Source organism: Streptomyces sp. NPDC018947, from assembly GCF_044390505.1.
Classification (GTDB): domain Bacteria; phylum Actinomycetota; class Actinomycetes; order Streptomycetales; family Streptomycetaceae; genus Streptomyces.
The window spans coordinates 460,687-475,332 of sequence record NZ_JBIRZD010000003.1; the positions used below are offsets into that span (position 1 = coordinate 460,687).

Below are 14,646 nucleotides of genomic sequence, written 5' to 3' on the forward strand. Positions count from 1 at the left end.
GATTCGGCGGTCAACTCATGACGTCACCCAGCAGTGGCGGTACTGTGAAAACTAAGTCAATGACGCACTCGGAAGGATGGTGCGAAACGTAATGCTGTGGCGTACCGTTACCCGGCGATATTGAGACATCCATGAGACCGGAAGGACACCATGGCCCAGCACGACGAGCCGGTGACCGTGACACTGGCCGGCATCGCCCGGCTCGCTGGTGTGGGGCGTGCAGCCGTCAGCAACTGGCGTCGGCGGCATGATGACTTCCCGTCCCCGGTGGCCGGTACGGACGCCAGTCCGCAGTTCTCCCTCGACTCGATCGAGGAGTGGCTTACCAGGCATGGAAAGGGCGGAACTGTCGCTAGTGGCTGGGAGCGCTTGTGGCCTCGTATCGAGGACTTGGGTGACCGGGACCGCATGGGACTCCTCATCGCTCATGTGGGCAGGCAGTTGACCAAGGGCGGTGCGATGCCGGCGGAGTACGCCGCATCGGACGCCACAGGACCGGAGCGGGCTTTGGCAGAGGAAGCCCTTCGCCTGGCGCGGAAGGACGGCGAGAGCAGAAGCAGCGGATTCCTTTTTCTCCTGGGGCGCTGGCTCGGCACGCATGTGAGACAGATCGCCACGACTCCGCCTCCCCTCGCCGATCTCATGACGGACATCGCACAGGCGGCGCGGGACGGAGAACGTGTGCGCTCTGTCGTCGATCCGGCTTGCGGCACCGGAGGACTGCTCGTCGCAGCAGCGCGTAGATGGGCGGGTGAGGGTAGCCTCGAACTGGTCGGCCACGACCGTGACCCTGTTCTCGTGAGCCTGGCGGAAGCCTGGTTGGCCTTGGAGGCGCCGGAAACGGGGAGGAAGGTGCTGGCAGCCGACACACTGCGGGACGACCCTCTGCCCCAGGCCGATGCGGACCTGGTTCTGTGTAACCCTCCTTCCAATGAGCGGGACTGGGGACACGGCGAACTCGCCACCGACCGACGCTGGCAATTCGGACAACCGCCCCGCACCGAGCCCGAACTGGCGTGGGTTCAGCACATTCTCTCCTTGCTGGGACCGGAGGGCCTGGCCGTCGTACTGCTGCCACCGGCCGTCGCCTCGCGACGTGCCGGGCGGCGCATCAGGGCCGGACTCGTCCGCGCGGGTGCGGTTCGCATGGTGGTGGCGCTACCGGCCGGCGCGGCCCAGCCCTATGGCGTGGGGTTGCACCTCTGGCTGTTGGGTTCACCAGCGGGGGAACGTACTGCTTCTTCTATCTTGTTCGTGGATACAGCCGATTGCCGGCACACTCCGACTACAGGACGCGGTCAGGCTGTGGACTGGGACGCCGTGCGCGATCGGATACTGGCCGGGCTCAGAGGTGACGCGGCTGAGGGGGCGGCCGTAGTCCCGGTGCTGGACCTGCTCGGTGACGAGACCGATCTCACGCCGGCTCGGCACGTGCCTGCCACGGCGGCGGCCACTGCTGCGGATCTACGCCGGTCATGGACGGATTTCGACGCCGCATTGCTGGCATTGCGTGACAGCAGCCAGGCGCTCCGCGCGCTCACCGTAGTGCGTGAGCCGGGTGACCGCCTCGATGTGAGTGTGGCCGAACTCGAGCAGACGGGTGCGGTCACTCTGGCCGCGGGAACTCCTTTGCCTACGGGCTTGGTCCAGCGCGGTCCCCGGCCTGACGAAGCAGTGCCGACTCTCACTCCGTTGCTCATGGGCGAGGGGTACGACGGTCAGCAGTGGATGACCCCCGAGGATGTGGAGCGCCTGCACGGAGAAGGGGAACTCACGCTCACCGCATTCGGTGATGTGGTGATTGTGGGCGCCACGCAGGGATATGACGCCTGGGTGGAGACCAAGGGGCCAACGGTACTCGGACCCCATCTGCACCGGCTGCGTGTCGATCCCGAACGCCTCGACCCGTTCTTCCTGGCGGCATGCCTGCGGGTGCGTTCGAACGCGCGGCGCGCGGGTACACATGCGTCGGCGTCGTCCCGCATCGACGTACGACGTCTGCGGGCGCTGCGATTGCCTCTGGAGGAGCAGCGGCGCCATGGTGGAATCCATCGGCAACTGGTCGAGTTCCAGCACGCCGCGGCGGAAATGAGTTCGGTGAGCGAAGCTCTGGGGGATGTTCTCGCCGGGCTGTTGGCGGGTGGCGGGCTGGACGGTGGATGACGACCTGACACGGGACGCAGGTCATCACTCGTGACAGCACGAGAACACGTTCCCGATCAGCTGCCGGGAAGCCTTCCGAGCAGCGTCTCGACGACCTCCGTGTGTCCCCACTCGGCCAGTTCCTGAGCCACCTCGCGGCAGCGGCGTACGAGTCGGTCGGGCACCTCCGGCAGGAGTGCACATGCCTCCAGGACGACGCGTTCCCAGGAGTGCAGGGCACCGCGTGCGTCGTCCTCTTCCGGAACGGCGCACTCGGCCGCTCCGATCCGGGCCTCCAGAACCAGGACGTGTTCTACCGTTCCCACGGCGGCGCCCGCCATCTCACGCGCCACCGCGCGGTAGTGGGAACCGGCGCCTGGCCAGTCCCCCGAGAGGCGGGCGGCGTCGGCACGGAGGAGTAGCGCCCGGAGCACATCCCGGTCGCGTCTGCCCCAGTGGTTCTGGGCGTCCGGCAGGCACCGCGCGAGCTGCTGCGCGTACGGTCCCGGCCCGTGTTCGGCCAGTTCGGTCTCTGTCTGCGCGATCAGGGATCGCAGACCGGATCGGGTCGGCCCGACCGGTGACGGGCGGTGCACCATGGGCCGACGTCGGCCGGTGGCAGCTGCCTGGCGGGCTGGGGTGTAGGCCGTGCCGGCCGTCGTGGTGATTTCAGCCCTGAACGGTGCGGTGGGGTCAGGCACCAGGACCGGATGCGGGGCCGGGGAGCCAGGCCGTGGCAGGAACGGCTGAAGGGTCGATTCGGCCTCTGCGGCGGTGGGACGTGCGGCGGGATCCTTGTCGAGCATCCGTGCGGCAAGGTCGACGAGGCCGTTCGGGAGTCCGTCGACAAAGGCGTCCAGGCGTGGGGCGGGGGTTTCGCAGTGGTGCCACTCGATCATGTGATCGGGGCTGCTCATCATGAACACATGCTCCCCGGTTACCAGCCGGAACAGGGTGCAGCCGACGCCGTAGACGTCGGCTGCCGGCCCTGGGTTGCGTTCGCCGAGGATGATCTCCGGAGCTTTGTACCCGATGCTGCCGGGGGTCCGTCCCTCGGTGTGCCGGGTCGCATCGGGGTCGGTCGGAAGAGCGATGCCGAAGTCGACCAGATGCGCAGTGCCGTCGTCGGCCAGAACGATGTTGTGCGGCTTGACGTCGCGATGGATGACGCCGGCGGCGTGCACACGCGTCAGGATGCGGAGTACCTGGACGATGACGGCGACGGTGGCGGCCAGCGTAGGACGATGGGTGACGAGGAAGTCACGGAGATTCTTTCCCTCGACGAATTCCGTGACGAGATAGGGCCTTCCGCACGCGAAGTCGTAGTCCACGAGGCGGGGCACTCCCTGTCCGCCCAGTTTTTCGTGCATCGCGCGCTCACGTTCGAACCGCTTGAAGTCGTTCGCACCGGGGCGTACGCCGCCGTGGTCGGTTGGTCCTTCCCAGAAGGTGCGAGACAGGAACTTCACGGCGACAGCCCGCCCTGTCATCGGGTCCAGTGCCCGGTACACGCTTCCCATTCCTCCGCTGCGCGGGCCGCCCGTGATCTCGAATCTCCCGGCGAACACCTTTCCGGACTCCATCGTCCTGCCCTCCTCCATGGTCAATTGCGGCCCGACCCAACGATAGTGGTGACACGTCAGATCGCATCAAGTCATTTGACTTAGTTCACAGCGTAGGTCACTCTGGCACACGTTCTGCTCGTCGAGGCGCAAGGAGGCGCTCTCGTGACTGTTCTGGGGAATCCGCCGGGAGTGGACGGCGACGGCGCCCTGATCCGGATCGGTCCGCCGCTGCTGCGCGAAGAGGCCGAAGCCTGTCCCGAAGGGCGTGCGCTGCGGGCCCGCCCCCTGCTCGTCCAGCAATCCGGGCGTTCCCGTCGCAAGCCGGTCGAGGACTTCGTGTTCCAGCCGCTGGACCGTCTGCTGGACGCCGTGGAGCACGAGGGCAGGACCATCGCCGAGGCCGCCGCGAACCGCTGGCACGTCCGCAACTGCTCGAGGGCACACGCGGAATGGGCACGGGGAGCGGCCGGGACCTTTCTTGCCGCACGTGACCGGGAACAGTCGGCGCGCGTGGCCTCCGGACATCCGGCCACCTCCCCCGTGCAACCGCGCTGGGTGGGCGGAAAGAAACTGAACGCCCTCGACGCGCGGGGCGCCGACCAGTACGAACGCACGGCCTGGGGGCGGCAGTACGCGTCCGGGGACGGAACGGTCCGGGAACTCTGGGTTCCGTCCCTCGGACAGGTGAAGACGGACCGCCCGCTTCCAGAGGTGGTCGCCGCCGCACACGTCCTCGCCACGGGGGTCCCGGCGCGAACGCCCTACCTGGAGCGCTCCGAACCTCTCGCGTCGCCGCAGCCGCAACCGAGCAGGGTCCGTGTCCTGGGCGTCGGACTCCGTGACGGCTCCACCGCCGTGCTCGGCGACTGGGATGTCGAGGAGGTGCAGCGGCTGTTCGACCTGCACGTGCGTGGCCCGATGGCCAAGGTGGCCGACGGCCGAGGCCGGCGTCCCGGCTCGGACTGTGTCCGATGCGAGGCGCTTGCCGGCTGCCGGGACGCCCCTCGTGTACCTGGCCTGCTCGGGGTGCCGGGGCCGGCCCGGCCCCGCAAGCGGCGCAGTGTCTCCGTCTCCGACCTGCGAGCGTACCGGGACTGCCCGGCCAGGTACCACCTGACCAGGGTGCTCAAGCTGCGTGACGGCCGGACGGAGAACGAGGCGATCCGACGTGGCCGTGCGGTCGACGCCTGGCTCAACGCATGTCATGGAGCACGGCCGTCGGTACCCTGCCGGGACATCCCGCTGCCCGACGCCTTGCCAGGTCTCGACGGGACCGAACTGCCGGCGGCCCGCGCCATGATCCGTGCGCACCGGGGTCTGTGTCCGCTGGACGGTCTGCCCGCCACGGAGCGGGTCGAGCCGCAGCGCCGCGTCGCCGTGTACGACGAGCAGGCGGATGTCGTCGTCATCGCCGCCTGCGATGTGGTCTACACGGATGACGGCGGTGTGGTGATCCGCGAGACGAAGACCGCCGCACACCGCTTCGGGGAGCGACGGAGCCTCGTGGAGACGTTCCCCCAACTGGCGCTGGGCGTTCTCCTGCTGGCATCCGGCGTGCTGGGTGGCGACCCCCGTCGCTCCCGCGTCGAGCTGGAAGTGCTGCGCCCGGACGGAGCGCGACTCGAGGAGCTCGACCCCTGCGACGGCCTCACCCTCGACCGGTCCCGGCAGGCCATCACCGGACTCGCCACCGGCTGGGCTGCCGACGAGGCCTACGCGGCCGAACCCGCCCCGGACTTCGACTGTTCCGACTGCGAGGTGGCGCGCTGGTGTTCCGTGGGACGCTCCCGGCGAGCCGCCGACACCACGGGGGAGACCCGGTGACCATCGACGACCACAGTGCCGTACCGGCCGCGAACTGGGTGGCGCACGACGGCGTACCGCTGCTGCGAACGCTCGCCACGGCACTTCTCGCCCTGGAGGCGCAGACCGGCCTGGACTCCTTCACTCTCCCCTATCCCGCTGAGGCGCAGCGGGCACTGGACCGCACGGTGCTGGCCTGCCTGCTGCGCGGTGCCCGCCCACCCGCCGGGCTGACGGAACTCGTCGACCGCTGCCGGACGGTGCCGCTCGAGGACTGGCCTCTGAGCCTCCCCCCCGATCTGGTGGAGCCCGGGGACCGACTGCTCGACGAGATTTCGGGCAGGCCCACCGAGCTGTGCCACGAGTGGGCCGGCCGGAGCCCCGACTCGGCCGCGGTCTTCCGCGACCGCGAAGTCGTCCTCGCCGCCCTCCGCCTGTGCCGTGAGTACGGAGAGGAGGACGCGTACACCGCTTTCCGCGGGCTGCTCGTGCACCGCCCGGTCCTCACGGCCGCCGAGATGTACGAGGTGACCGGCGACGCGGTGCTGGAACCCGTGCACGAACTCATCCGGCGCGTCTACAAACCCGTGCCGGAGTCCTACCTGCGGGACGGCGCCTACACGGCCTGCGGGCGGTGCCTCACCCTGCTGACTCCGGTCGGAGCTGGTGAGTGGTGGTGCGAGCGGGACCGCTGCCGTCGCCAGGGGCCCCCACCACCGGGCCGCCGGATCACCTACGACGGAACTCTCACGGTCAGCCAGCTGGAGAGGCCACTGCGGCAGTTCGTCACCGGACCGGGGCGGGCCGAGGCCGATCTGGAACGTGAGCTGCTGGCCTTGGGGCTCCAGGTGCGGATGTGGCCCGGCTACGACGCCTACGACCTCCAGGTGGTGTTCCCCGACGGCTGGCGCTGGGCCGTCGACGTCAAGGACTGGGCACACCCGACGTTCCTCGGCCGTTCCGCCCGGCCCGTCCCCCAGGATCCGCCATATGACGAGGCGTTCTGGGTGGTGCCGGTGCACCGGACGGCGGCCCGCCCCCACTATGTCGCGGCCTTCGAACGGGCCCGGCCCGCGAGCGCCGGTGGCCTGCCGCTGCTGACCGATGCCGAACTCGTGACCCGTGCGAAGCAACGGCTGCGCACGTGCAAGGGAGACCGCCGTGCGTGACCGTGACAGCTGGCACCGGCCGGTGAGCCGCGAGCTGGCCCTGGTGTGGAACGGGCTGCCCGCCGGGCTCGACGGAGTGAAGCCCGTCCATGTGTGCCAGGTCGAACTCGCGCTGCGCCTGCTGCAGCGTATCGCGCCGCAGGAGCCGGCCGAGGGCGCCTACACGCTGCTGGGCGGCTATCCCTTCGCCCGTGCCGCCGGCCTGGCGCACACCCGCGAGCACGAGACGATGCTCGCCGCCGCCCGCCATATGCTGTGGACGCTCCGGCGTGGACGCGCCTGGCACCAGGCCCTCGACGCGTACCGTCTGGTTCCCGAACGGCTGCGTGCCTACGAGCTGCCGGACCCTCGTGAGCGGAGTGCTCCCCGACCGCTGCTGCCGACCGTCGCGACCGGTCGTATCGCCGTGTACGACCAGGCCCTGGCCGGGATTCCCGACTTCGTCCGCAGGCCGCTTCCCCTGGCACCGGCGGGCCGCAGCAGTTTTCGGGAACTGCGCCGGACGACGTCGGTCACGATTCCCGAGCTCCTCGTCCTGGAGGGACCTTCCGGACACGACCTGTCCGTGGGGCGTGCCGGGGGTTCCGCGCCGCTCACCGTCACGCGGGACGAACTCGTCGACACCGCCCGATGGATGGACAGTGCCGAGCGGGAGGCGGAGATCGAGCGGCCGGGGAACTGGGAGGCGCGCATGGCGGACGTGCGCATCGCGCCACGGGACGCGGACGGGCGCGGCTTCACCGACGGCGACGCGCTGCGGCTGGACGGCCTGCTGCATCTGGCGGGCATGGTGGGTGCCGGCAAGAGCACGCTGATGACACTGGTCGCGGTGTGGGCCGCCCGCCGGGAGACCCCGCTGCGCACCACCATCGTCGTAGGGGACGCCGCCGAACAGCTGCGCCTGTGCGAGCTGCTCACCGCCCTCGGGCTGTCAGCCGTTCCGCTGCTCGGAGCCAGCACACGCGAGACACATGTCCAGCGGCTCCACCGCCGGCTCGCCTCCCGCGGCCTGGACAACCTCCTCGACCACGATGCACAGGGTTTCGACGAGCTGAGTACGGCGTGTGTCGTGGACGCGCTCAGGGGAACCGAGGCGGCCAGACCTTTGCGCTATGCCGACGCCCCGTGCACGACCCTGTATCCGGAGCGGAACGCCCCGGAGCGAGGCGCCAAGCAGGCGGCCCAGAGCCCTGATCCCCTCCCCGCCGTCTGGGAACCGGGCACGCCACGCACCGTCGAGAGCATGCCTTCCGACCAGGAACCGAAGGGATCCCCCCACGGCTGCCCCATCTGGGCCGAGTGCCCGCGCCACCGGTCGGTCCGTGCGCAGGTCGACGCACTGATCTGGGTGGCCAACCCGGCAAGCCTGGTGCAGAGCGCGGTGCCCTCGCACCTCAACGACGAGCGGCTGCGGCAGCTCGAGCTGGCCTGCATCCGCAGCGACATCGTCTTCGTCGACGAGGCCGACTCCGTGCAGATGAAATTCGACGAGCTGTTCGCCCCATCGGCCACCCTCGTCCAACCCGGTCTCGAGTCCTGGCTCGACCGGCTGCACACGCACAAGATCGAGGAACTCTCCCGTCAGGGACGGCTCCCCCTGACGGACCGCCAGGTCGAACAGTGGAACGCGGCCCTGGCGGTCGTCACGGTCGCCGCCGACCGGCTGTACCGCCTGCTGATCTCCGACGAACCGCTGAGGGACTGGGTCGACACCGAGTACTTCAGTCCGTGGGCGCTCCAGGAGAAGCTCCTCGCCGACTGGTTCGACGAAGTGCCGGGCCCCGATGCCTTCTTCCGTGCCACGGACGAACTCGAAGCGGTGGCCGACGAACAGGAGCTGTACGAAGGGTACGAGGACGACACCGACGGTGCGGAACCTGACAGGGCGCCCACCACGCCCCGTGACCCGCGCAGGGACGGACTCGCCGCGCTGCTCGATGCCTTCCGTGACGACCCGCTCGGCGGCCGCGGGCGGCGCGGCACGCTCACCGACACCATGGTCGAAACCGTCCAGGACCTCCTGTACGGCCTGTCCGCCCCCCGCACCCGGGACCGGGTCCGCGGGCTTCTCGGCGAGATGCTGCGGCAGACCCCGGTCGCGGACGGCGGCCGGGCGTCGGCCGGGGAGGCGTACGAGAAGTGGCTCGACCTGACCTGTCGCCGCCTGGAGTTCACCCTGCTCCTGTCCGCCCTGCACCAGCGTCTGGACCGCCTCACCCACCTGTGGCCGCACGTGGAGGCCGCGCTGCGCCTCGGTGCCCAGGGCAAGGAACTGGCCCGCCGCGCCCCCCTGGACTACGCGCCGCTGATCCCGGAGGCGCCCATGGGCAACGTCCTCGGTTTCCAATACCTCCCCGATGACCGGGAGCGTGACGAGATCGGCCGCACCAGCGGAACCCTGCGCTTCTTCCGCTGCGCCGGCGTCGGACGCGAACTCCTCCTTTCCCTTCCGGAGCTGGGTGCGGACCGCGCGGCCGGACGCCCGGGACCCCATGTGGTGCTGATGTCGGGAACCAGCTGGGCCGGCGAGTCCACCCGGGCCCACGTGCTCGCCCCGGTGGGAGTGGTCCTGAAACCGTCCGCCCGATCGCTCGAAGCGGTGGCACGCACCCGTTTCGACACCCACTTCCTCTACGACGAGGAGGGCAGGCCGATGAGCCTGTCCGGGACGGCCCCTAAGGCCCGGACCACACAGGCGCGCGCGATCGCCGCCAAGCTGGGCCGGCCTGGCCCCGGCGGCTGCGACAGTCCTCTCGACCTGGAACTGGCCAAGGTCGCCGACGACCACCGCAAGCGGGCCCTGCTGCTGGTGGGCAGCTACCGGGAGGCCTACGCCGTCGCCGACACCCTGGACGCCGAAGAGCGGTGGCAGGGCCGGGTCCGGGTGCTCGTACCGGACGACGCCGACCTCGACCAGGCCCTGCACGGCGCAGGCGCCGCGGAGGGCGGGACCACCTCGTCCACCCTGCGCCGCGGCGATCTCGCGCTGTTCGCCGAAGACCCGTCCGCGGAAGTCCTGGTCGCCCCGCTGCTGGCGGTCGAACGTGGCCACAACATCCTCAACGTCCAGCGCAACGCCGCCTTCGGCACCGCGCTCTTCCTCGCCCGCCCGCATCCCCGGCCCGACGAGCTGTCCCTTTCGGTCTTCGCTGTCAACGACTGGATCAGCCGCTTCGTCCGCGACCGGCCGCGCGCCGACGACCTCCCGGGGCCCGCCACCTTCACCGAGCTGGTGGCCCAGGCCACCACGCTGGACCAGGCGGGCCGTGATCTGAGGTTCGCGGGCCGCCAGGAGTGGCGTCGGCTGCTGTCACGGCGCTACATCTACTCCCGGCTGTCCCCCTGGGAGAAGCGCGCGTTCGCATGGGACCAGCTGGTCACCATGTGGCAGGTCATCGGCCGCCTGGTACGAGGTGGAGTGCCCGCCAGGGTCGTGTTCGTCGACGCGGCCTTCGCTCCCCGGCTGGCGCGGTCCCTCGCTCCCACGGCTTCGGGCGCCGCCGTCCCGGCCGCCGACGGTCTGCTGCGGGCCCTGCGGTCGGTCCTGTCGCCGTACTTCGCTCCCGACGCCGATCCGGACGCCTTTCCCGACCCGGCCGACCCGGCACTGGCCCGACTGCTCTACCAGCCCTTCCACGACGCCATGCTGGCCCTCGGCCATCACCGGCCCGTCCGCTGAGGCGGCCGGCCCCGGCCCGCACGTCACCGTCGCATCCCTCCGAAGGAGGTTCCGCCATGCCCGTGAACTACCGCACCGTCCGCACCGCCGCCTGGCTCCCGGCCGGCCCCCGGACCACCCTGACCGCGCGCTACCGCGCCCTGCCCTTCCCCGAACAGTGGCGGGACGCGGTCCTCGCCCTGTGCAACGCCGGCCGCGACCCGCAGGCGGAACCGTACCGGACCGTACCCACCCGCCGCCTGGAACAGGTCCTGCAGGCCTTCGCCCCGGACGTCCTCGTGCTGCCCCGGCCGCCCTTCCACGAGCGGGGAGAGGAACCGGAGCGCTGGTTGTACGTCGCCGAGGACGCTCCCGACCCGCTGCCCCCGCACGTCCTCACCCCGTTGCTCAACCGCTGGCTGCGCGAGCTGCGGCCCGAACCGGAGCACCGGGCCCTGCTCAAGGACGTCCGCGCCCAGCTCGCCGAGCACCCGCCCGAGTGGGAACCCGTCGAACGCGAACTGTTGGCCTGCGGCAGCACCCGGGGCGGCACCGCCGCGCCGACCGCCCACCAGTTCACCCTCACCACGGACTGGCTGGCCCGCCGGGTCCTGGCCTTGGGCCCGTACCCGTACGAGGGCGGGCAGCTGCGCTTCCGCGCCATGCCGCGCGGCCCCAGGGACCAGGGCGCGGAACTGGTCTCGCAGCCCCTGCCGTACGAGCCGTCGCCGGGCAAGGGCACCTGGTGGTTCTCCGTCGTCCTCAACATCACCCTGCACACCGTGCCGTTCGACCCCCTGCCCCGTTTCCACCTCCACTGGTCTATCCGCCGCTGGGCGACGCGCACGTCGCCCGTGACGGGACGGGTACGGCTGCCGTACGGAAGCCGGACCACGGTGCTGCTGCGCCCCCAGGTGCCGGTGCTGCCCGGAGTGCCGCTCAGCGAGCGGTATGCCGTCGCCCAGTTGGAGCGGCGCTGGGACAAGGAACGGAACGAGTTCGCCGACGGCTGGGCCTTCGGCGGGCCGGCCCGGCTGCTCCAGGACGTCTCCCTCGGTGAACCGTTCCCCGACGCCGACGCGATCCTGAGGGACCCGGAGGAGTGGCTGCGGCGCGACGCGCGGGCAGGGATCGTGTACCGCACCGCGATGGGCGGACACGAGGTCAAGGCCGGCTTGATGCCGAACCAGTGCTCGGAGCTGACGGCCTGGGCGCAAGCGGCCCTTCCCGCCGAACTGCGTACGGCGCCGGACCTCACGCACACCACGCTCGCCGCGGCAAAACCGCTCAACGGCCCGCCCTCCAGTGTCCCCAAGGCGGCACGGGAAGAAGAGGAGACCCGTCGCTGCGCCGAGCGTCGGGCGGCGGTGGCCTTCGCCGTCGGAGAACTCGGCGCCACGCGGACCGAGGACGGTCGACCGGTACTGGAAGCGCGGCTGCTGTGGCAGACGGCCGAGATGCGGGACGCGGCCCTCGGGGCGCTCGCCACGCGGCTCGGCTTGAAGGGCGACGGTGGTTCCTTCACCGAACAGGATTACGACGCCGCTGACCCGGGCCGTCCGGTGGTGCACGAGTGGCAGGCGCCGGAACTCACCGTCCGCGTGCGGTGCCTGCGGCCCGTCGTGCGCCAGGACGACGGTACCGGCCGTGCCCTGACCGCAGGTCTCGGCCTCCCAGAGGGCGTACGGCGCACCCGGGAGGTGGTCACCGCGGCCGTGGGGGAGCGGCGGGCCGAGACGGCGGCGTGGCTGACCGGTGACCGGACCGGGGGCGCGCCTGCACTGGCCTTGGTGGAAATCGACCGCCCTGCTGATTTCGCGTCCCGGGACCACGATCCCAAGTTCGCCCTGCGGCTCGGCTGTGCCGACGCCGGCTTCGTCACACAGTTCGTGGCGCTCCCCAAGAAGACCAAGGGATACAACTCCTTGGGCAGTATGGACCACCGGGCCCTGATGGCCTGGGACGACGGACTGCGGCAGCTGGGCGCCCGGGTCCATCCCGAGCACGGCATCGAGCAGGGTGTTCCGCAGGGAATGCGGTACGCCGCGGTCTGGATGGTCCGCAAGAACCACACCGCGCGCAACCGCTGGGCCGCCGATGTCCCGGTCGCCGTCCTGGTCACCCCGCAGGCGGCCGGGAGCGGTCTGGCCCGGGTCCAAGGCTGGGACCCGTATGCCGACGACGGCGCGGGGGCGTGGGTCCCGTATCCGGTCATGCTGCTCAGACTGACCCATCTCGCCGAGGTGCGGCCCTCCGTGCCGGCGCCGCGTACGGAGGGTGAGACGGCGCCCGCCGGACGCCGCCGCAGCTGGCGCGCCGACCGTGAGGAGCAGCGGCGGACCGCGGAGGAGTGGCTGCAAAAGGTACGCGCGTCGCTGCGCCGCCGGCCCACGATGCTCCTGGTCGACGCGCAGAACGCCCGGTCGCACTGGACCTGGCTGCAGGACGGCCGTACGGAGCGGGACCGCATCCGTGACGGGCACGCCGAACCGCGGCGGCTCGCTCCGGACCTGCGACTGGTGCGGGTACGCACGGGGAAGGGCCGCGAGACCGCCCAGTGGTGGGGGGTGAACCCCAAGGACGGGCCCAACGGCATCGCGTCACATCTCTGGATCCCGGAAGGCGACGGAACGGGACGGGTCTTCTACAGCACCACCCCCAAGCCCGTGCAGTTCAGCACCTCGGCCGTGGAGGCGGACAAGCTGGCACCGCGTCCGCTCCGAAGGGGCAAGCGCAAGGGGGAACTGACCATCGACACGGGGACGGTGGGCTGGACGCCCGCCCTCGTCGAACTGGCCGTCCTCGGCTGCCACGCCGACGACGGGGACGACCCGCAGGCCCTCGCCCTCGCCGCCCACCTGTTGCGCCAGCCCCCCGACTATCCGCAGGCGCTCGCCCTGCCGCTGCCGCTGCATCTGGCGGGCCTGGGGCAGCAGTACGTGCTGCCGACGCGGCCCGAGGGGGAGGCCGATCCGGTGGACGGCGTGGAAGCCGTAGCGGATCCGGATCCGGCCACAACGGCGGCAGCGGGTCTCGCCCTCGAACCGGAGCAGACCGAATGCGCTGATGAGCAGGAACAGTTGGCACTGTTCGGGGTCTGACCCCGACGAGAACAGAGCCGACAGGAGTGTGTGGTCCGGGCCGACTGCCGCGCGCGGTCAGCGGCCCGGACCGTGCCCCCGCCGGTCGGCCGCCCGGGCCCAGGCCCGCACCGGTCGTGCGTCGGGACCCATCGGGTGGGTGAAGGGCCGCAGCGGGTCCACCTCCGCCCACGGCACCAGTGCTTCTTCGGGCGCACGACGTGCGGGTAGCCACGCGGAGAGGCGCTGCCACACCTCGCCCGCGTGAACGGGCCGTTCGGCGGGCTCCTTGGCCAGCAGCTGGAGCACGAGTTCCTCCAGCGCGGTGGGGATTCCGCGGCGCAGTTCCCGGGGCGGCACGGGCGGCTTCTCCAGGATCATGCCGGGCAGCATGAGTTCGGAGTCGTGGGCGAAGACGGGTTCGCCCGTCAGCATCGCGTAGAGCAGGCAGCCGAGCGCGTACAGGTCCGTGCGCGCGTCGACCGGCTTGCCCCGGATCTGTTCCGGCGCCATGCATTCCAGGCTTCCGGGGCGTTCGCCGGTCGTGGTGAGCGACGTCGCCCGGGGGTCGAGGAAAGCGGCGACGCCGAAGTCCAGGACCTTCACCACCCCGTCCGTACGGATGACGACATTGCTGCCCTTGAGGTCGCGGTGCACGACATCGCGTGCGTGAACCGAGCCCAGGACGGAGGCGATCTGCACACCGATCGAAGCGGTCTCCTCGACGGAGAGCGGGCCCTCCTCGGCGATCCGGTCACCGAGCGCGGGCCCGATCACGTACTGCATCACGAGGAAACGCGTACCGTTCTCCTCGCCGAGGTCGTAGACGGTCGCCAGCCCGGGGTGGTCGAGCCGGGCGACGGCCTGTGCCTCACGGCGGAACCGTTCGGCGTCGCGGGCGCGTTGCTCCTCGGTGACACCGAGGTCGGCGCTCATGGTCTTCAGCGCCACGTCGCGGCCGAGGTTCTCGTCGTGCGCGAGCCAGACGATGCCCATGCCGCCCCGGCCGATGAGGCTCTTGATCCGGTATCTACCGGCGATCAGCGATCCCGTGTTCATCCGCGGTGTGGCCCCGTCCCCTCCGTGCCCTGGCGCCCGCCCCGGGCGGTCGTCATGGGAGAGTTTGGCACGACGTCACGTGCGGCGCATCAACCGAGAAAGTTGTGTGCGTTGACTGTGTTCACGGATCACTGTTCTAATGGTAGGGGGAGGGGCGGTACTACTGGTGT

Annotated in this window: 7 protein-coding genes; 5 read left to right on the forward strand and 2 right to left on the reverse strand. The window is 70.8% G+C overall.

The features are described from left to right. Positions 1-150 precede the first annotated feature (150 nt). Entirely contained in the window at positions 151-2,163 is a 2,013-nt protein-coding gene (locus ACH499_RS10095) for a class I SAM-dependent DNA methyltransferase (RefSeq protein WP_399014673.1), read from the forward strand. A 56-nt stretch (positions 2,164-2,219) separates the two neighbouring features. Here the strand turns inward: ACH499_RS10095 and ACH499_RS10100 are convergent, their stop codons facing one another. Continuing rightward, a complete protein-coding gene (locus ACH499_RS10100; protein ID WP_356204037.1) occupies positions 2,220-3,725 on the reverse strand; it encodes a serine/threonine-protein kinase in 1,506 nt (501 codons plus the stop codon). Between the two features lie 144 nt (positions 3,726-3,869). Between ACH499_RS10100 and ACH499_RS10105 the strand changes: the two genes are divergently transcribed. From ACH499_RS10105 to ACH499_RS10120, 4 genes are read left to right on the forward strand one after another with little or no spacing between them, the layout of a single operon-like run. Next, positions 3,870-5,531, forward strand: coding sequence for a PD-(D/E)XK nuclease family protein (locus ACH499_RS10105; RefSeq protein WP_399014675.1), 1,662 nt, complete (start codon positions 3,870-3,872; stop codon positions 5,529-5,531). Next, a complete protein-coding gene (locus tag ACH499_RS10110; protein WP_399014678.1) occupies positions 5,528-6,679 on the forward strand; it encodes a hypothetical protein in 1,152 nt (383 codons plus the stop codon). The genes ACH499_RS10105 and ACH499_RS10110 overlap by 4 nt, the downstream gene beginning before the upstream one ends. Beyond that, positions 6,672-10,358 (forward strand): hypothetical protein, encoded by a 3,687-nt coding sequence (locus ACH499_RS10115; protein WP_399014680.1) that lies wholly within the window; start codon positions 6,672-6,674, stop codon positions 10,356-10,358. The genes ACH499_RS10110 and ACH499_RS10115 overlap by 8 nt, the downstream gene beginning before the upstream one ends. Before the next feature lie 56 nt (positions 10,359-10,414). Then, the gene (locus ACH499_RS10120) at positions 10,415-13,438 is read left to right on the forward strand and encodes a pPIWI_RE module domain-containing protein (protein WP_399014682.1); all 3,024 of its coding nucleotides are present in this window, start codon (positions 10,415-10,417) and stop codon (positions 13,436-13,438) included. Between the two features lie 57 nt (positions 13,439-13,495). Here ACH499_RS10120 and ACH499_RS10125 read toward each other — a convergent pair whose 3' ends face one another. Further along, on the reverse strand, positions 13,496-14,476 hold the full coding sequence (locus ACH499_RS10125) for a serine/threonine-protein kinase (protein WP_356204029.1): 981 nt from the start codon (positions 14,474-14,476) through the stop codon (positions 13,496-13,498). Positions 14,477-14,646 lie beyond the last annotated feature (170 nt).